This window comes from Staphylococcus sp. HMSC068C09, assembly GCF_001813735.1.
Taxonomy (GTDB): Bacteria; Bacillota; Bacilli; order Staphylococcales; family Staphylococcaceae; genus Staphylococcus; species Staphylococcus hominis.
Genome location: NZ_KV813774.1, coordinates 2,015 through 22,338 on the forward strand (window position 1 = coordinate 2,015; position 20,324 = coordinate 22,338).

Below are 20,324 nucleotides of genomic sequence, written 5' to 3' on the forward strand. Positions count from 1 at the left end.
AAAAATCAGAAGCAAGACAAGCAATTGATGATTTAGCTAAACTTAAAAAAGCAACTATTGATTTAACGCAAGAAGCAACTGAAGAAGAAAAAGAAGCAGCGAAAAGTAAAGTGGATCAAGCGTTAACAGAAGCTAAAACTCATATCAACGAAGCAGAAAATGATGATGGAGTTGATAACGCGAAAACAAAAGGGATAAATGTTATTAATACAATCCAACTTGAAATTATAAAAAAAGTAGAGGCAAAACATGAAATTGACCAATCTGCAATTGCTAAGAAAAAAATTATAGATCAAACACCAGATGCAACTGAAGAAGAAAAAGAAGTAGCAAAACAAAAAGTAGATGAAGAAGCTACAAAAGCAAAAGATAATATTGATCAAGCTACAACAAATGATGCAGTGGATCAAGCAAAAACAACAGGAAATACAGAGATCAATAATATACAACCAGAAGTGGTTAAAAAATCTTTAGCAAGACAAGCAATTGATGAAGTAGCAAAAGTAAAAAAAGAAAAAATTAATCAAATGCTAGATGCAACTGAAGAAGAAAAAGAAGCAGCAAAACAAAAAGTTGATGAAGAAGTTATAAAAGCGAAAAATAATATAAATCAAGCTACAACAAATGACGGTGTGAATAATGCTAAAACAACTGGTAAAAATACTATTGAAAATATACAACCAGAAGTAGTTAAAAAAGCTGAAGCAAGAAAAGCGATAGATGAAGCAGCAACTCTTAGAAAAAATCTAATTGATCAAGATAATTCGACAACAAAAGAAGAAAAAGACATAGCTAAACAAAAAATTGATGATGAGGTTAATAAAGCTAAAAGAAATGTTGATCAATCAATAAATAATTCCAATGTAGATCATGCACAAATTAATGGTATAAGTGCAATAAATAACATTAATGCGGTAGCTTTGAAAAAAACACAAGCCAAAAAATCTATAGATGATGAAGTAACAGCAAAAAAAGCAGAAATTGATAGTAATCATGAAGCAACGAATGAAGAAAAAGAAATGACAAAACGTAAAGTAGATGAAGCAGCAACAAAAGCGAAACATAATGTTGATCAATCTACAACGAATGATACAGTAGATCAATCAACTCAAATTGGAATTTCAATTATATCTAATATTCAACCAGAGACAATACAAAAATCTTTAGCTAGACAAGCGATAGATGATGAAGCAACAATTAAAAAAGCAGAAATTGAGAATAATCACAATGCAACAAAAGAAGAAAAGGATGTGGCTAGACAAAAAGTAGATGAAGAAGTTATAAAAGCAAAGAATAATATTGCTCAATCTACGACTAATTCTGATGTTGAAATAGCCAAAGAAAGTGGTAAACATGCTATTGATGAAATCCAACCAGAAATAGTTAAAAAATCTGTAGCTAAACAAACTATCGACGAATTAGCTAAACAAAAGAAAGCAGAAATTGATCAAACACCAAACGCAACAAAAGAAGAAAAGGATGCAGCAAAACAAAAAGTAGAAGAGGCAGTAATGAGAGCTAAAAAACTGCTCGAAGGTGCCAATACTAACTCAGATGTCGATCAGACTACAGAGCAAGGTAAACAATCAATTAATAGTATTCAAGTTGAAGTTATTAAAAAAGCAGATGCTTTATCTAAATTAGAAGTGGAATTACAAAAATTAAAAGATAAAGTATCATCTGATCAAACATTTACAATAGATGAAAAACTATTCATAAAACAAAAACTTGATGAATCATATAAAAAAGCAGAAGAAAAAGTAAACCAAGCTCAAACTAATAAACAAGTTGATAATATAAAAATACATTATCTTCAAGAATTTAATAAAATAGTTCTAATCGACAAAGTAAAATTGAAAGCTAAAGCCCAAATTTTTGATGTAGCAAATAAACGTAAAGCGTATATTAAAGGATTAACAAATATATCAGAATATAATAGAAATAAAGCTTATAAACAAATTGATGTTTATGTTATGAAAGCCTTAAATAAATTAGTTGAAAATGTGACTACTAATGATATTAATGAATTAACGAGAGTGACTATTAATGAGATTGAACATGTGAATGTTAAGCAATTTGAAAATAACTTTGGATTGGTTAATGACAACAAAGTTACATTTAATAATTTTAATAATAAATTTAATGTGAATAATAATCATTCAAAATTAAATACTCTACCTTATACAGGTGAAAATGAAAACTCATTATTATCTTTAGCTGAGTTCACATTATTAAGTGGTCTGCTATTATTATTAAAACGAAGAAAAAAAGAAGATAAATAATAAAAAATAAATTCAGTTATCTTCGTATTCAAAATATGAAATAAAAAACACTCCAAAAGTTATAATTTTACTTAACTTTTGGAGTGTTTTTTATTTTTAAGTATATATAAATTGTCTAGCTTCGTTTCCAGCGACGTGGCCGGTAACTAAAGCACTTGTAATATTGTAGCCACCTGTATAACCATGAATGTCTAATACTTCTCCACATAAAAATAAGCCAGGTTGAATTTTTGACATCATTGTTTTAGGCCATATTTCTTTAAGAGAAACGCCACCACCAGTAACAAAGGCTCTTTCAATCGAAAGGGTACCATTAACAGTGAAAATGAATTGTTTGAAATGTTCTGCGAGGTGAGTCAACTGTTGATTTGAAAGATGATGAAATGTTGTATTTTCATTAATATTAGCCTGTTCTAGCATAAACAATAAATATCTTTCTTCTATTAAACCACGCAGTGCATTTTTTATATATTTGTCTGGTTCTTCGCTTAAGATTTTCTTTATTTTATTTTCTAAATCTTGTAAAGAAATCTCTGGAAATACATCTAACTGTAATTGTATGTCTTGTTTTTTCTGATTTTTTTGTTCTTTATAAACGAATTGGCTACAACGTAATGCAGCTGGTCCACTTACACCAAAGTGTGTAAAAATCATATCCATTTGATGACTAATACGTTTTTTACCATTTTTCTTTAAAACTGATAATTCTACATCTTTTAAACTTAAGCCTTTAAGGGTTTTATTCTTAATAAAAGATTCACTAGATGTAATAGGGACTTCAGTAGGGAATAATTCAGTAATAGTGTGACCTAAATTTTTAGCAAATCTGTAGCCATCACCTGTGGATCCAGTTTGGGGGACGCTTGTTCCACCAGTCGCAATAATAACTGTTTTTGATTCAAATTCGCCATCTTGTGTTTTTACTATAAAAGATTGATCATTTTTAGAAATGTCATTAACAACAGTTTCTTCTTTAATTTCAACGTTGTTATTCTTAATTGTATTAACTAAAGTATCAACAATATCTTGTGATTTGTTTGAAACTGGAAACATTCTTCCATGATCTTCTTCTTTTAATTTTATACCACGACTTTCAAAAAATTCTATTATGGATTCGTTATCAAATTTTGAAAATGGACTATATAAAAATTTACCGTTTCCGGGTATATTTTTGATGATTTCTTCATAAGGTAGACGATTAGTCACATTACATCTACCACCACCAGAAATTTTTAATTTTCTTCCAAGACCTTTTTTCTTTTCGATTAATAGAACCTTACTACTATTTTCACTCGCAGCAACTGCTGCCATTAATCCGCTTGGTCCACCGCCAATGATTATTGTTTGATACATATATTAACCTCCGTTATCATACATTTATATTCTACATAAATACTTATTATTTTGCGAACCGAAGTAGAATTTTGCGTTAAAAAGTGTATTAAATACATAAATAAAAAACTTACAATATTTTTATTTAATAATAGTGAGAATAATTGACAAAAAAAACTTAAAAAGAAACGAGAAACAATAAGTATTTTGTGATATATTTTATAGTAATGCAAGTCCTTAGTTTAGACAGATGTATAACGACATAGTTTGATTAAATTAAAGATAGGAAGATTGAATATGAGTGAAAATAAGGAAATGGTGCGCGGAACCTTTTTAATAACATTTAGTATTTTAATTACTAAAATTCTAGGTGTTTTATTTGTAATTCCTTTTTATGCGATTATGGGTGCAAATGCGGAGGAAAAGTTAGCGCCATTTAACTATGCTTATGTTCCTTATAATATTGCTATTGCTGTCGCGACAGCTGGAGTGCCTTTAGCAGCTTCAAAATTTGTAGCAAAGTATAATGCAATAGGAGCATATAGAGTTGGACAGAAACTCTATAAATCGAGTTTTATCGTAATGTCGATATCAGGTATTATAGGATTTTTAATATTGTTTTATTTAGCACCTGATATTGCAGTTATTACTTTAGGTCAAAAAGAAGGAAAAGGTGGATGGACAGTACCAGAGATTACTTGGATTATTCGTATCATCAGTATAGTAGTGGTTTTTATCCCACTATTAGCAACATGGAGAGGGGTATTCCAAGGTTATCAATCGATGGGTCCAACTGCTGTATCTGAAGTTACTGAACAATTAGCCAGAATTATATTTATATTAATAGGTAGTTATTTAGTTTTAAATGTTTTTCATGGTACATATCTACAAGCTAATGGTGTAGCTACATTCGCAGCCGCTGTGGGAGCAATTGCAGGTTTATTTACTCTTTGGTATTACTGGAAAAAACGTAAACCTCACATTCAAAAAATGGTAGAGTCTGATCGTACAGGATTAGACATTTCTTATGGAAGAATGTATAAAGAAATTATTGCATACAGTATTCCGTTTGTAATTGTTAGTTTAAACTTTCCATTATTTAACCTTGTTGATCAATTTACACATAACAATGCACTAGATGCAGCAGGATTCCATGCAAATAAAGATTATTTCTTTACGATATTAAACTTTACAACCAATAAAATTGTAATGATTCCAACATCACTTGCAGCAGGTTTTGCGGTAAGTTTAATACCATATATTACTAAAACATATGCAGAAGGTCGTTTAACTGAAATGCATCGTCAAATTAAAACATCAATCGGTGTATTAATGTATATTACAGTTCCAGCAAGTTTAGGGATAATGGCACTGGCTGCACCTTTATATACAGTTTTCTATCAATATAATCCAGATGGAAACAAAATGTTATTTATCTATGCCCCTGTAGCAATATTAATTTCTTTACTTAGTGTTACTGCTTCGATGTTACAAGGTATAGACAAACAAAAATTGACAGTGTTTGTCATTTTAGGAGCCGTTGTATTAAAGTTAGCACTTAATATTCCATTAATTATGACTTTCCATACTGCAGGAGCAATTTTAAGTACTGCTATTGCATTGAGTTTTGCGATTACAGCAAATTTCTTTATTTTAAAAATATATGCGAAATATGAATTTACAGAAACATTTGTGCAAGTAGCGAAAATTTTTATTTATAGTTTAATTATGATGATTAGTGTAGAAATTGTTTACTTAATTTTAGGTCATTTTGTCCCTGTAGAACGTAAATTTGGAGCAATGATTATATTATTTGTTGGGGTTATTATCGGTGCATTAGTGTATGGCGGTATCACAATTAAAAATCGATTAGCTGATCAATTTCTTGGTGAATTACCAGCAAAGATTAGACGTAAAGTTGGATTCTTAAGATGAGGTTAGATAAATTTTTATCGAATATGGGAGTTGGCACGCGTACTGAGGTAAAGCAGCTTTTAAAGAAAAATAGTGTCAAAGTTAATGATAAAGTGGAAAAATCGCCTAAATCCCAAGTGAATCCTGAGCAAGATGAAATTACTGTAGATGGCAAAATAATAGAGTATATTAATCATGTTTATATTATGTTAAATAAGCCCAAAGGATATGTTTCTGCTACTTATGATGATATAAATCAAACAGTGATAGATCTTATTGATGATTACCGTCATCTTGATATATTTCCAGTAGGCAGACTAGATAAAGATACTGAAGGTTTATTACTTATTACTAATGATGGACAATTTAACCATAATTTAATGAGTCCATCTAAACATGTGTCTAAAACGTATAAAGTAACCTCTAAATATCCTATTAAAAACGAAGATATTATTGCTTTTAAAAATGGAATTGAACTATCAGATGGCAAAGTAAAACCAGCACAACTTGAAAAACTAGATCATAAATTATCTTTAGTTACTATTTATGAAGGAAAGTATCATCAAGTGAAAAGAATGTTTCATTCAATTGATAATGAGGTATTAGAATTAAAACGTCTTAAAATTTCTAATTTGACGTTAGATGAAAACTTAAAATCTGGAGAGTATCGTTTACTAACTTCAGAAGAATTAAAACTTTTATAGTAATAAAAGAGAAAAGGGGTAATATGATGGCTAAAAGTGCAGGTTTATTAAGAATTGTGGCAGGAATTGGTGCTGCAGCGGCTGCAGTAGCATTATCACGTGAAAGTAGCAGAAATAAATTAAAAGCTGAGTATAATAAATATAAAGAAAATCCAGAAGGCTATAAACAAAATGCGAAAGGGCTAGTTAATGATATTAGCTCAAAAGCAAATGAAACAATTCAAAACGTAAAGAATGACCCACAAGGTTATGCAAATCGTTTAAAAAATGATCCTAAATCTTTATTACAAGATGAAAAATCTAAATTCACTAATGTGAATACTAAAAAAAATGATACACATGAATTAGCAGAAGGTAAATTTGATGATGAAGGTGGCGCAACTGTTAATAATAATTTAAGAGTAGTCACTGAAGAAGATTTGAAAAACAATCATAATGCCTTAGACGATAGACATTAAACTTAAATTTTAAAGAAGTGAGAAAATTTTTTCTCACTTCTTTTTTTATATGTACTATGAAATTTTCTGACATCTTGTTGTCATTTAATACTAGATTTATGTAAAATAATAGGTATATCTATTGAAAAGGAAGTTGATCTCTAATGTGGAAAGAAAAAGTACAAGAATATGAAAGTCAAATTATTGAAGATTTAAATGGATTACTTTCAATCAAGAGTGTGAGAGATGATAGTCAAGCTTCAGAGGAAGCACCAGTTGGCCCTGGACCTCGTGAAGCTCTTGATTATATGTATAAAATCGCTCAAAGAGATGGTTTTTCTACCCATGATGTTGATCATATTGCTGGAAGAATTGAAGCAGGTCAAGGTGAAGATGTATTGGGAATTTTATGTCATGTAGATGTCGTTCCTGCTGGAGACGGTTGGGATTCTGATCCATTTAAACCTGTTGTAACAGATGATGCTATTGTGGCAAGAGGTACACTTGATGATAAAGGTCCAACTATCGCAGCTTACTATGCAGTTAAAATTTTAAATGAAATGAATGTAGATTGGAAAAAACGTATTCATATTATTATTGGTACAGATGAAGAATCTGACTGGAAATGTACAGAAAGATATTTCAAAACAGAAGAAATGCCTGCTTTAGGTTTTGCACCAGATGCTGAATTCCCTGCTATTCATGGTGAAAAAGGAATTACAACATTTGATTTAGTCCAAAATGTAAGCTCACATCATACTGATCATTCAGAAGCAAAACTTCTTTCATTTAAATCTGGTCAACGCTATAATATGGTTCCTGATCATGCTAAAGCACATATTTTGGTTGAAAAAAATATGACAGACGTAGTTCAACATTTCGAACATTATCTAGACCAACGTCAACTAGAAGGTGAAGCGGTTGTAGATAATGGTGAATTGATATTAACTGTTGAAGGGAAAGCCGTCCATGGTATGGATCCTTCACTTGGTGTGAATGCTGGTTTATATCTTATTGACTTCCTATCAACTTTGAATCTTAATCAAGCTGCAAAAGAATTCGCTGAATTTAGTAATCGTTATTTACATGAATCTCATTTTGGTGAAAAAATGGGTATGAAGTTCCATACTGATGTTATGGGAGACGTGACAGCAAACGTAGGTATCATTACGTATGATAAAGAAAAAGGTGGCAAATTTGGTATCAATTTACGTTATCCTAAAGGCTTCGAATTTGAAACTGCTTTAGAACGTTTTAAAAATGAAATCAAATCTCAAGGGTTTGAAATAGAATTAGGTAAAGTTCAACAACCTCATTTCGTAGATAAAAATGATCCATTTGTACAAAAACTTGTCACTGCTTATAGAAATCAAACAGGTGATATGACAGAACCTTATACAATTGGTGGAGGCACTTATGCACGTAATTTAGACAAAGGTGTTGCATTTGGAGCTATGTTTGAAGATTCAGAGGATTTAATGCATCAAAAGAATGAATATATTACTAAAAAACAATTATTCAACGCAACAAGTATCTATTTAGAAGCAATTTATTCACTATGTGTGGAGGGATAAATAATGACAAAAGTATTTATTAACGGAGAATTTTTAAATCAAGAAGACGCAAAAGTGTCTTATGAAGACCGAGGTTATGTATTTGGAGATGGTATATATGAATATATTCGTGCATACAACGGTAAATTATTTACAGTAACTGAACACTTTGAAAGGTTCCTTAGAAGTGCGAGTGAAATTCAAATCGATTTAGGCTATACTGTCGAGGAGCTAACAGATATTGTAAGACAACTTTTAAAAATCAATGACATTCAAAATGGTGGAATTTATATTCAAGCGACAAGAGGTGTAGCACCAAGAAACCATTCTTTCCCAACTCCAGAAGTTAAACCTGCTATTATGGCATTTGCTAAAAGTTATGATCGTCCATACGACGACTTTGAAAATGGCATTAATGCTGTAACAGTTGAAGATATTAGATGGTTACGTTGTGACATTAAAAGTTTAAATTTATTAGGAAATGTTCTTGCTAAAGAATATGCAGTTAAATATAATGCAACAGAAGCCATTCAACATAGAGATGAAACTGTTACTGAAGGTGCGTCAAGTAATGTGTATGCGATTAAAGATGGCGAAATCTATACACATCCCGTTAATAATTACATTTTAAATGGTATTACTCGAAAAGTAATTAAATGGGTTGCTGAAGATGACAACATACCATTTAATGAAGAAACATTTACAGTTGATTTCTTAAAAAATGCAGATGAAGTCATTGTGTCTAGTACTTCTGCTGAAGTAACACCTGTCGTTAAGATTGATGGCGAAATTGTAAATGATGGTAAAGTAGGTCCAATTACTAAAAAATTACAAGAAGGATTCGAAAAGTATATTGAATCAAAAAGTATCAATTAACTTTAAATTTCTTCAACGATGATGTATATGATATGTTATAATATTTATAAAGCATTCGGGATTTTAGCTTTTTCATACTAGTAAAATGTATCATTTTGTTTCTCATTTTCAGTTGAAAAATTAAGCTAAAAATTATAAAATCATCATTGAGTGATTAAAGAGATAACGTAAAAAATTTAAATGATTTGAAGACATTTAAATAATAATTTTATCAATATAACAAAAACAAAGTTAGAAATATAATCGTTAGATAAAAAGCGATGATTAAATTAGATATATGGCTCTTGAAAAACTATATTTCTCGAGCCATTTTCTAGTTGAAAGTGAGGTGAACGAGTTGGAGCAGTTTTATCAATTAGGGTGGACGCTTGATTCTGCAGGTGGAGCATCTGGAGAAGCGTATATGGCTGAACAAGATGGACAAAAATTATTTCTTAAGCGTAACTCAAATCCATTTATTGCAGCTTTATCTGCAGAAGGTATTGTGCCTAAGTTAGTTTGGACAAAACGTATTGAAACAGGCGAAGTGGTAACAGCACAACATTGGAAAAATGGTAGAGAACTTACACCATCTGAAATGTCTCAAAGAAGAGTTGCTGAACTTCTCAAAAAAATACATGGTTCAAAACCACTACTTAATATGTTAAAACGTATGGAAATGGAGCCTATTACCCCAAATATTATGTTAAAGAAAATTAATGCTTCTTTATCTAGAGACGTATTAACCCATCATATTATTCGAAAAGCATTAACTTACTTGGAAGATCATATTCCTAATTTAGATTCACGTTTCTTTACAGTAGTTCATGGTGATGTTAATCATAATAACTGGTTACTTTCTGATCGTGATGAGTTATTTTTAGTAGATTGGGAAGGTGCAATGATTGCTGATCCAGCCATCGATATTGGTATGCTGCTATACAACTACGTTCCAAAACAACAATGGTCTAACTGGTTCAATACTTATGGTGTTAAAGAAAGTATGGACTTAAATAAACGTATGAAATGGTATACTGTGATTCAATCAATCGGCATGATTCAATGGTATGAAGAACAAAAAAGATTTAAAGATATGAACACATGGCTCAAATTTTTAAATGAGGTAATGAATAGTAATTTATTTATTTAAGGAGATTTAATACATGAGAGTCCGTTATAAACCATGGGCAGAAGATTATTTGAAAGAACATCCTGACCTAGTAGACATGGATGGTTCGCATGCTGGCAAAATGAGTGATTGGTTTGATAAGAAACAGCCAATCTATATTGAAATCGGTTCAGGAATGGGGCAATTTATAACTACACTTGCAGAGCAACATCCTGAAATTAATTTTGTTTCTTTAGAACGTGAAAAAAGCGTTATGTATAAAGTGCTTGATAAAGTAAAGGATAAAGGACTCACAAATTTAAAAATGATTTGCAATGATGCAATTGAACTAAATGAGTACTTTAAAGAGAATGAAGTATCTAGAATTTATTTAAATTTCTCGGATCCTTGGCCAAAAAAAAGACATGCAAAACGTCGTTTAACGTATCGCACTTTTTTAGCTCTATATGAACAAATTCTTAAAGAAGATGGAGAAATACACTTTAAAACAGATAATAGAGGTTTATTTGCTTATAGTCTTGAAAGCATGTCACAATATGGAATGTATTTTACAAAGTTAAATTTAAATCTTCATGATGAAGATGATGAAGATAATATATTAACTGAATATGAGAAAAAATTTTCTGATAAAGGTTCCCGTATTTATAGAATGGAAGCCAAATTTCATAAAAATTAATAAATAATATATTAAATCCAACACACGAGCGTAAGAAGCAAATACATTCTTACGCTCGTGTGTTGTTTTATCATTTATTGCTCTTTATGATAAATATAAGTACATATGATAAACATCCATGCAATATATAAGAGAAAAAGAAAAAATTTAGTCCATATTTCATCTAAAATGATTATTGATTTTTGTATTATCATAGTAATCGTTACTTTACTGTTAAGTTCGAAAATGATAAAAAATTAATAAAAACATCAAACAAATGTAATTTAAAATATAAATATGAAGTGAAAAAAGTATTAAAATATTTTTTAAATATCAAAAAATAATATTAATTTTCTTCAATAGTAAGTATTTCACCTGTGTGTGCATCAGCATAGAAAGTATACTCTATATCACGGTTGTTTTTATTTTGAGTAATACCACCTTGATAAACAAGACGATTTAAATATTGCTCTTTATTTTGTAAAGGTTCATGAAGAATGTAAGAACCTTTAATATCCATAAAATATGATTTTACTTCCTCTAATATTCTATCCGGATTTTTTACTTTTTTGTTTTTCAATGTACGATAGAGTATAAAAGCCGTAGATGCTCCTATAGTTATTACGATGGGAATGGAGATATATTTTATAGTCTGACAAGTCATAATTATCGAATCTAACCTTTCTATTAATAGTTCTTATTATTAGTTTACCATAATCAAAATGATATAATACATTTAAGGAGCGTGTTTATGTAATGGAAAACGATAAAACTTTATTTCGTATAAAAACATTAACAGAATTACATGGAGCACCAGGCTTTGAAGAAGAAGTACGTGACTACATGAAACAAGAAATGACACCATTTGTAGATGAAGTGATAACAACTCATATGGGAAGTATTTTTGGTGTAAAAAAATCAAAAAAACAAAATGCAAAGCGTGTGATGATAGCGGCTCATATGGACGAAATTGGCTTTATGATTACGAACATCACTCAAAATGGCATGTTACAGTTTACTAATTTAGGCGGCGTATCTAATGATATATGGCAAGGACAACGACTGCAGGTTAAAAATAGAAAAGGTGAAAAAATTGTAGGTGTAGTTTCGAATATACCAAAACATTTTAGAACAGGTAATGAAGCGGTTCCTGAGATTAAAGATTTAATGTTAGATATAGGAGCAGAAAGTGATAAAGAAGTTCGATCACGTGGAATAGAAATAGGGGACACAATTGTTCCTTTTACACCATTCACTCAATTATCTGAACATCGATATAGTGCTAAGGCATGGGATAATCGTTACGGTTGTGTCTTAGCAATTGAAATATTAGAATTACTCAAAGATGTAGAATTAGATGTAGATTTATATGTGGGTGCAAATGTTCAAGAAGAAGTTGGATTAAGAGGTGCAAAAGCATCAACTGAATTAATACAGCCAGACATAGCATTCGTTGTAGATTGTTCTCCTGCAAATGATATTAAAGGTAAACAGCAATTATCTGGTCAATTAGGTGAAGGAACATTAATTCGAATTAAAGATGGTACAATGATTCTCTCTCCACGTTTCAGAGACTATCTACTGGAGTTAGTTGATACATTTGATATTCGTTCACAATACTATATTTCACCAGGTGGTACAGATGGGGGAGAAATCCATAAAGCAAATAAAGGTGTACCTACAGCAGTTATAGGCGTATGTGCAAGATATATTCATAGTACAGATGCGGTATTTGATATTAGAGACTATTATGCCGCGCGTGAATTATTAAAACAAGCTGTGAGTCACTTAACAAATGAAAACATTTTAACATTACAATTTCAAAGTGAGGAGAAATAATATGATTACATTAGAAACTGAAAAACAATTTGAAGAATTAAAAAATGAACAAACGGTATTTGAATTTACAGCTGGATGGTGTCCAGATTGTAAAGTGATTGAACCAGATTTACCGAAATTAGAAAAAAAATACTCTAATTTTAAATTTGTATCAGTAGATCGAGATAAATTTATAGATTTAGCAATTGAAAATGATATCATGGGTATTCCAAGTTTTCTCGTATATAAAAATGGTGAATTAATGGGAAGTTATATTGGAAAAGAACGAAAATCAATCGAACAAATAGATTCATTTTTAAGTCAATATGTGTAAATGAGTAATTAGGACTTAAACTTCTTATTTATATGAAAGAATAGCCTAATTTTTCTGTAACTGGAGCTCTTTTTATTGTAAAATATTGTAAGGTGCGAAAATAGGAGTGTTTTAATATGAACGTCTTTCAAATGAGAGATACATTAAAACAACGTTTAAAACATTTAGACGTTGATTTTAAGTTTGATCGTGAAGAAGAAACATTACGTATATATAGACGAGATAATTTTAAAGGCGTAACTATCAAACTTAATGCAGTTGTAGCGAAGTATGAAGAACAAAAAGAGAAAATCATTGATGAAATTATCTATTATGTTGAAGAGGCAATTGCACAAATGGATGATAATGGTCTATCTAAAATGAAAGATATTCAAGTTATGCCTGTAATAAGATCAACTAGTTTTGATAAAAAAACTAAAGAAGGTCATCAATTTGTTATTGAAGAACATACTGCAGAAACTAATATTTATTATGCACTTGATTTAGGAAAATCGTACCGATTAATTGATGAAAGTATGTTAAAAACACTAGGTTTAACTTCACAACAAATTAAAGAAATGTCGTTGTTTAATATACGTAAACTTGAGAATAAATATAAAACAGATGAAGTAAAAGGAAATATTTTTTATTTTATCAATTCAAATGACGGATATGATGCGAGTCGTATTTTAAATACAAAGTTTTTAAATGACATTGAAGCTCAATGTGAAGGTGAAATGTTAGTCGCTGTTCCTCATCAAGATGTATTAATTATTGCTGATATACGCAATAAAACAGGCTATGATGTTATGGCACACTTGACGATGGAATTTTTTACTAAGGGACTTGTACCTATAACGTCACTTTCATTTGGTTATAAAAAAGAACATTTAGAGCCGATTTTTATTTTAGGAAAAAATAATAAACAAAAAAGAGATCCAAACGTTATTCAACGTTTAGAAGCGAATCGTAAAAAATTTAATAAAAAATAACTAATAATACGTAAAAAGGAGAATTTAAATGAATTTATTTTATAATAAAGAAGGCGTAGGGGACGTTGCATTTTTACAAATTGAACCAACAGATGGGCCTTTTGAATATGAAATAAAAAATAATGTGGTTGCTATTAAACATGAAAATCAAATTGTTGGATTTAATATTTTCGATTTTTCAAAAGTATATTCAGTTAATAGTAAGGGTCATATTAAATTAAATGAAACGCTTGTAGAAGCTATACAACAATCAATTACAAATGCAGGTTTTGATTATCAACTTGAAGCGGATTTATCACCTAAATTTGTTGTAGGCTATGTAGAAACTAAAGAAAAGCATCCTGATGCAGATAAATTAAGTATTTTGAAAGTTGATGTTGGTAGTGAAAAACTACAAATCGTGTGCGGTGCGCCAAATGTAGAAGCAGGTCAAAAAGTTGTCGTAGCTAAAGTCGGTGCAGTTATGCCAAGTGGAATGGTAATTAAAGATGCTGAATTACGTGGTGTTGCATCAAGTGGTATGATTTGTTCAATGAGAGAATTGAACTTGCCTAATGCACCTCAAGAAAAAGGAATCATGGTATTGTCTGATGATTATAAAGTAGGCAATGCATTTTTTGATTAAAAAAACTAGGAAGGATGTGGAAGTATGAGTTGGTTTGATGAATTATTTGGCAATGATAAACATTCTGATGAAGAATTACTAAGACGAAAAAATAAACGTCGACATAACTCAGAAACACAAAAGAATGGTGAGCATACCTTACTTCCTGAAAATGATGATATCTATGATCGTCCGCGTGGAAAATTTCGTTTTCCTATTGATTTAGGGCAAGATGCTGAAACATATGATGAAGCGGTTTACAGAGAAGTTGATGAAGATGAATATATGTCGCAGAAATCACCTAAAGTTGATAAAGAATTTGGTTATGGCGCTTACAGTTATGATGAAATAGATAATAATAATGACTATCCTCAAACTTATGACAGTGCAACAGATACTCGAAGACGCAGAAGAAGACAGTATACAAATCATGATGATACTGGAGTGCCTTCAATTAAAGAAAGACCTTCTAATAAACGTAATAAGTCGTTGAATAGTACACAATTAAATGATAAAAATAATAGAAAAACGACTTCTCAATATCATAAGCATACAAATAATCATTCTCATGTGAAATTACAATCGGAGCGTTTTAAAGCAAACTATAAAACGACATCGAATTCTACATATCACCATTCAAGTTTTAGAACTTCAGAAGTACCGTCTGCAGTATTTGGTACAAAAAAACGCCGACCAATTGAAAACGGTGTTATCCCTCCACTAAAAGAGAATGAGAATGACGATAATCATAATGACGAGAAACATAATTCAAAACAAGATCAAACAGCACAACGAGTATCTGATAATGATGTAAAAACAAATATAAGCAAGTCTAAAAATGAACCGTTGAGTCAAACTAAGTATGAAGATACTGATGTTTCAATTATTAATGATCAAAATTCTAATATTTATGAAACTACATCTTCAAAAAGTAACGTTCCTAATTTTTCTCAAAAAGATAATACGGTGAATATTGAGAATATTTATGCGTCACAAATAGTAGAAGAAATTAGACGTGAAAGAGAAAAAAAAGCACAACAAAAACGTAAGTTTAAAGAAGCTTTACAGAATAAGCGTCAACAATCAGCGGATAATGATAACGAAATCCAAAAAGTCATTGATGAAATGTATGCAAATCAAGCTAAGCAGTACACTGGAGAGAGTTCTCTAGATCATGAAGAAAATAATGATGAAGAGAGAACGACATATACAGAAGATAGTACTGATAAAATGGAAGACTCAAATGAGAATACGATGAATAATCATGTGATTGATGAAGGGACTCAAACTGATTCAAATACATCTAATTATGATGACGATGATGAGCAGTATCAATATGAAGAAATTGATTTGAAATCTGTCCCAAATATTCAAACTGTTAATGATAAAGATGTAGAAGTACGAGAAGTTAATGATACGACATCTACAGACGAACATAATGATGAGCCATTGTCAGACGATAATCTTAACGTATCACCTATACATTCAACTAAAGACAAACAGCATCATCTTAATAAAAATGAAGATGCTCATTTAAGTAAAGTTAATGAATTGCAAGACAATAATTATACTTCAAAAGAAGAAGTAGAGGAAGCAAAGTATCATGAGATGAACGCTTCTTCGAATGAAGAGGTAACTAAACAATCAAATCATAACGATGATGACATTGACCATTCAATTGATAATGCAATTGAGACAGATACTGAGTATGCTTCTGAACAAATTGAACATAACAATGATTCAGTTCATGACTCATCATCTAACACTGAAGATGAAAAATTAGAAGATGATAACAAACAAATCGTTGAAAATGAGGATGTTTCATCATCTATTAAATCCTCAATCATTCCGGGTAGTAAACCTTTTAACGTTGTAATGACGCCATCTGACAAAAAACGTTTGATGGATGCTAAAAAATTCAAAAAAACTAATAAAGTTAGCGTTCCAGAATTAAAACCAGAGACAAAATTGGAAAATAAATCAGTTAGTACACCAAGTTCAAGTCCATCAGTAAAAGCGACTAATAATCATGAAGAGCATATTAAAAAGAATATTAATGAACAATCACTTCAAGATAATCAAGAAGATGAAACGAGTGAACTTTCAAATGTACAAAATGAAAATACACAAGCCATATCTATGACATTAAATACTCAGAATGAAGATCAAGATGAAAACGAGCAACACGAAAGTAAAGCTGCGATTAGAAAAGGTCCTAATATTAAATTACCAAGTCTTGAATTATTAGAAGATCCGGAAATTCATCAAATTGATAACTCATGGATTGAAGAGAAAAAACAAGAATTAAATGATGCGTTTTATTACTTTAATGTTCCTGCAGAAGTTCAAAATGTGACTGTAGGTCCAAGTGTAACACGATTTGAGTTAGCTGTTGAAAAAGGTGTGAAAGTTTCGAGAATTACTGCTTTGCAAGATGATTTAAAGATGGCACTGGCCGCTAAAGATATAAGAATTGAAGCACCTATTCCAGGTACAAGCTTGGTAGGTATTGAAGTACCAAATCAAAATTCTTCAAAAGTAAGTTTAAAATCAATCTTAGAATCACCTAAGTTTAAAGATACTGAATCTAAATTAACAGTAGCTATGGGTAATCGGATTAATAATGAGCCATTATTAATGGATATTGCTAAAACGCCTCATGCTTTAATAGCTGGAGCGACAGGTTCAGGTAAATCTGTATGTATTAACAGTATATTAATGTCATTATTATATAAAAATCATCCAGAAGAGTTGAGATTATTATTGATTGATCCAAAAATGGTTGAATTAGCGCCATATAATGACTTACCACATCTTGTTTCACCAGTTATTACAGATGTTAAAGCAGCTACTCAAAGTTTAAAGTGGGCTGTTGAAGAGATGGAAAGACGTTATAAACTGTTTGCAAAATATCACGTACGCAATATTACTGCTTTCAATAAAAAAGCGTCTTACGAACAACGTATGCCTAAGATAGTCATTGTTATTGATGAATTAGCAGATTTAATGATGATGGCTCCACAAGAAGTAGAACAATCTATTGCTAGAATTGCTCAAAAAGCGAGAGCTTGTGGAATTCATATGTTAGTAGCGACACAAAGACCTTCAGTTAATGTTATTACTGGACTTATTAAAGCTAATATACCAACCCGTATTGCATTTATGGTGTCTTCAAGCGTGGACTCTAGAACTATTATTGATAGTGGAGGCGCTGAAAGACTATTAGGGTACGGTGATATGCTATATTTAGGTAGTGGTATGAATAAACCTATACGTGTACAAGGTACATTTGTATCTGATGAAGAAATTGATGATGTCGTTGATTTCATCAAAGCACAAAGAGAACCAGAATATTTATTTGAAGAAAAAGAATTGTTGAAAAAGACTCAAACTCAAGCACGAGATGAATTATTTGATGATGTTTGTAGTTTTATGGTCAAAGAAGGACATATATCTACTTCATTAATCCAACGACATTTCCAAATTGGTTATAATCGTGCAGCAAGAATCGTCGATCAATTAGAACAACTAGATTATATATCTGGAGCAAACGGCTCTAAACCAAGAGATGTATTTATTACTGAGGCAGATTTAAAGAAAGATTAATTTTAAAGGAGTTTTATGGATATGACGCATTATCATTTTGTCGGAATTAAAGGTGCAGGAATGAGTTCATTAGCACAAATTATGCACGATTTAGGACATGAAGTTCAAGGTTCAGATATTGAAAAATATGTATTTACAGAAGGAGCACTTAAAAATAAAGGGATTAAAATTTTACCATTTAGTGTAGATAATATACATGAAGGAATGGTAGTTATTCAAGGTAATGCATTTCCTGATACACATGAAGAAATTGTTAGAGCACATGAATTAAAGTTGGATGTGATTAGATATCATGATTTTCTTGGTCAAGTCATTAATCAATATACATCGGTAGCAGTTACAGGTGCTCATGGTAAAACGTCTACAACTGGTTTATTATCTCACGTTATGAATGGAGACAAGAAAACATCATTCTTAATTGGTGATGGTACAGGAATGGGTTTACCAGGTAGTGATTATTTTGCATTTGAAGCGTGTGAATATAGACGTCACTTTTTAAGCTATCACCCAGATTATGCAATTATGACAAATATTGATTATGACCATCCTGATTATTTTAAAAATATCGACGATGTTGCTAGTGCTTTCCAAGAAATGGCAAATAATGTAAAAAAAGCTATTATTGCTTGGGGAGATGATGAACATTTAAGAAATTTAAAAGCAGATGTACCTATTTATTATTATGGTCTTAGTAAAAACGATGATGTATATGCAGATAATATACAAATAACTGAAAATGGTACTCAGTTTGATGTGTATATTAATGGAGAATACTATGATCACTTTTTAACACCACAATATGGTAATCATAATATTCAAAATGCCTTAGCAGTCATTACAATTAGTTATCTTGAAAAAATGGATGTTAATAATATTAAAGAAGCTTTAGAAACATTTGGTGGTGTAAAACGTCGCTTTAATGAAACTTTTGTTTCAAAACAAGTATTAGTAGACGATTATGCTCACCATCCAAGAGAAATTAGTGCTACAATTGAAACAGCACGAAAAAAATATCCAAATAAAGATGTCGTTGCAGTATTCCAACCTCATACGTTTTCAAGAACTCAAGCTTTCTTAGATGAATTTGCTGATGCATTAAGTAAAGCAGACCACGTATTTTTATGTGAAATTTTTGGTTCAATACGTGAAAATACTGGAGAATTAACTATCCAAGATTTAATAAATCGTATTGACGGATCTGCGTTAATCGATGAAAATAGTATTGATGTATTAGAAAAATTTGATAATGCTGTTATTCTATTTATGGGTGCCGGAGATATTCAAAAAATTCAACGTGCTTATGAAGAAAAAATTGGTATGTCAAAAGAATTCTAATATGTTTATATATAATTATTATGGGTATTTATAATTAATGACTTTTATTTTAAAAGAATATTTAGGAGGCGTTTTTTATGCATTGGATTTTACCAATTGCTGGAATTATTGCTGCAATCGCATTCTTAATTTTATGTATTGGAATTGTTGTAGTTTTAATTTCAGTTAAGAAAAATTTAGATCATGTGGCTAAAACACTTGATGGTGTTGAAGGTCAAGTTCAAGGTATTACTCGTGAAACTACTGATTTACTTCATAAAGCTAATCGCTTAACTGAAGACATTCAAGGTAAAGTTGAACGTTTAAACTCTGTTGTTGATGGCGTTAAAGGTATTGGCGACTCAGTTCAAACTTTAAATAGCTCAGTTGATCGTGTGACTAACTCAATCACACATAATATTTCTCAAAATGAAGATAAAATTTCTCAAGTAGTTCAATGGTCAAATGTTGCAATGGAAATTGCTGACAAATGGCAAAATAGACACTACCGTAGAGGAAGTGCAAACTACAGAGCTAACTCTGTAGCTAATGATGCAAATCAAAATTACACTACAAATGTTGAGAAAAACTTTTAATATGATTCAATCAAATGCACTTAAATGAGGTTTTTACTTGTTTAAGTGCATTTCTTATAGGAGGAATAAACATGAGTAAAAAATATAATCGTGACTCATTTGAAACGAATAACACTGGCAATGACTTACATGGTCGTGGCGCAAATCAATCTAATGATGACGTGAATACAAATGCGACGAAACACTATGATAGAGATGCATTTGAAACAAATAACTCAGG

Annotated in this window: 17 protein-coding genes; 15 read left to right on the forward strand and 2 right to left on the reverse strand. The window is 30.7% G+C overall.

Annotation, left to right across the window (positions count from 1 at the left end):
* A partial coding sequence (locus HMPREF2930_RS11595; RefSeq protein WP_176743752.1) for a DUF1542 domain-containing protein occupies nt 1–2,282 on the forward strand: 2,282 nt, incomplete at its 5' end.
* A gap of 96 nt (nt 2,283–2,378) precedes the next feature.
* Here HMPREF2930_RS11595 and HMPREF2930_RS09450 read toward each other — a convergent pair.
* Complete coding sequence (locus tag HMPREF2930_RS09450) at nt 2,379–3,635, reverse strand: BaiN/RdsA family NAD(P)/FAD-dependent oxidoreductase (protein ID WP_017176349.1); 1,257 nt, start codon at nt 3,633–3,635, stop codon at nt 2,379–2,381.
* A 276-nt stretch (nt 3,636–3,911) separates the two neighbouring features.
* On the opposite strand from HMPREF2930_RS09450, the gene HMPREF2930_RS09455 reads away from it, so the two are divergent.
* From HMPREF2930_RS09455 to trmB, 7 genes are all read left to right on the forward strand, one after another.
* Complete coding sequence (locus tag HMPREF2930_RS09455) at nt 3,912–5,549, forward strand: putative polysaccharide biosynthesis protein (protein WP_017176348.1); 1,638 nt, start codon at nt 3,912–3,914, stop codon at nt 5,547–5,549.
* Entirely contained in the window at nt 5,546–6,232 is a 687-nt protein-coding gene (locus tag HMPREF2930_RS09460) for a pseudouridine synthase (protein ID WP_017176347.1), read from the forward strand. Before HMPREF2930_RS09455 ends, HMPREF2930_RS09460 begins: the two co-directional genes overlap by 4 nt.
* A 26-nt stretch (nt 6,233–6,258) precedes the next feature.
* A complete protein-coding gene (locus HMPREF2930_RS09465) occupies nt 6,259–6,690 on the forward strand; it encodes a YtxH domain-containing protein (protein WP_002488017.1) in 432 nt (143 codons plus the stop codon).
* Nucleotides 6,691–6,833: 143 nt separating this feature from the next.
* Nucleotides 6,834–8,243 carry a Cys-Gly-3M3SH dipeptidase gene (pepV, locus tag HMPREF2930_RS09470; protein WP_002488011.1) on the forward strand — a complete coding sequence of 470 codons (1,410 nt, stop codon included), beginning with the start codon at nt 6,834–6,836 and terminating at the stop codon, nt 8,241–8,243.
* Between the two features lie 3 nt (nt 8,244–8,246).
* Nucleotides 8,247–9,098 carry a D-amino-acid transaminase gene (dat, locus tag HMPREF2930_RS09475; RefSeq protein ID WP_002488018.1) on the forward strand — a complete coding sequence of 284 codons (852 nt, stop codon included), beginning with the start codon at nt 8,247–8,249 and terminating at the stop codon, nt 9,096–9,098.
* Between the two features lie 337 nt (nt 9,099–9,435).
* Nucleotides 9,436–10,227 (forward strand): phosphotransferase family protein, encoded by a 792-nt coding sequence (locus HMPREF2930_RS09480; RefSeq protein WP_002488010.1) that lies wholly within the window; start codon nt 9,436–9,438, stop codon nt 10,225–10,227.
* 13 nt (nt 10,228–10,240) lie between these two features.
* Nucleotides 10,241–10,882 (forward strand): tRNA (guanosine(46)-N7)-methyltransferase TrmB, encoded by a 642-nt coding sequence (trmB, locus tag HMPREF2930_RS09485; protein ID WP_002449690.1) that lies wholly within the window; start codon nt 10,241–10,243, stop codon nt 10,880–10,882.
* A gap of 325 nt (nt 10,883–11,207) precedes the next feature.
* On the opposite strand, the gene HMPREF2930_RS11900 is transcribed toward trmB, so the two are convergent.
* On the reverse strand, nt 11,208–11,525 hold the full coding sequence (locus HMPREF2930_RS11900; RefSeq protein ID WP_037541145.1) for a PepSY domain-containing protein: 318 nt from the start codon (nt 11,523–11,525) through the stop codon (nt 11,208–11,210).
* A gap of 92 nt (nt 11,526–11,617) precedes the next feature.
* Here HMPREF2930_RS11900 and HMPREF2930_RS09495 point away from each other — a divergent pair, with 92 nt between their 5' ends.
* The 7 genes from HMPREF2930_RS09495 (at nt 11,618) to HMPREF2930_RS09525 (ending at nt 20,104) form a co-directional block, all read left to right on the forward strand.
* A complete protein-coding gene (locus tag HMPREF2930_RS09495) occupies nt 11,618–12,700 on the forward strand; it encodes a M42 family metallopeptidase (RefSeq protein WP_017176345.1) in 1,083 nt (360 codons plus the stop codon).
* 1 nt (nt 12,701) lies between these two features.
* Nucleotides 12,702–13,013, forward strand: coding sequence for a thioredoxin family protein (locus tag HMPREF2930_RS09500; protein WP_002449688.1), 312 nt, complete (start codon nt 12,702–12,704; stop codon nt 13,011–13,013).
* 116 nt (nt 13,014–13,129) lie between these two features.
* Entirely contained in the window at nt 13,130–13,984 is an 855-nt protein-coding gene (locus HMPREF2930_RS09505; RefSeq protein ID WP_017176344.1) for a DUF1444 domain-containing protein, read from the forward strand.
* Nucleotides 13,985–14,012: 28 nt separating this feature from the next.
* Entirely contained in the window at nt 14,013–14,609 is a 597-nt protein-coding gene (gene ytpR, locus HMPREF2930_RS09510; RefSeq protein ID WP_017176343.1) for a YtpR family tRNA-binding protein, read from the forward strand.
* Nucleotides 14,610–14,633: 24 nt separating this feature from the next.
* Nucleotides 14,634–18,194, forward strand: a complete 3,561-nt coding sequence (locus HMPREF2930_RS09515) for a DNA translocase FtsK (RefSeq protein ID WP_037541143.1) — start codon at nt 14,634–14,636, stop codon at nt 18,192–18,194.
* A gap of 21 nt (nt 18,195–18,215) precedes the next feature.
* Nucleotides 18,216–19,529, forward strand: a complete 1,314-nt coding sequence (gene murC, locus HMPREF2930_RS09520) for a UDP-N-acetylmuramate--L-alanine ligase (protein WP_017176341.1) — start codon at nt 18,216–18,218, stop codon at nt 19,527–19,529.
* 77 nt (nt 19,530–19,606) lie between these two features.
* Entirely contained in the window at nt 19,607–20,104 is a 498-nt protein-coding gene (locus HMPREF2930_RS09525; protein WP_002449680.1) for a DUF948 domain-containing protein, read from the forward strand.
* The last annotated feature ends 220 nt before the right edge of the window (nt 20,105–20,324 follow it).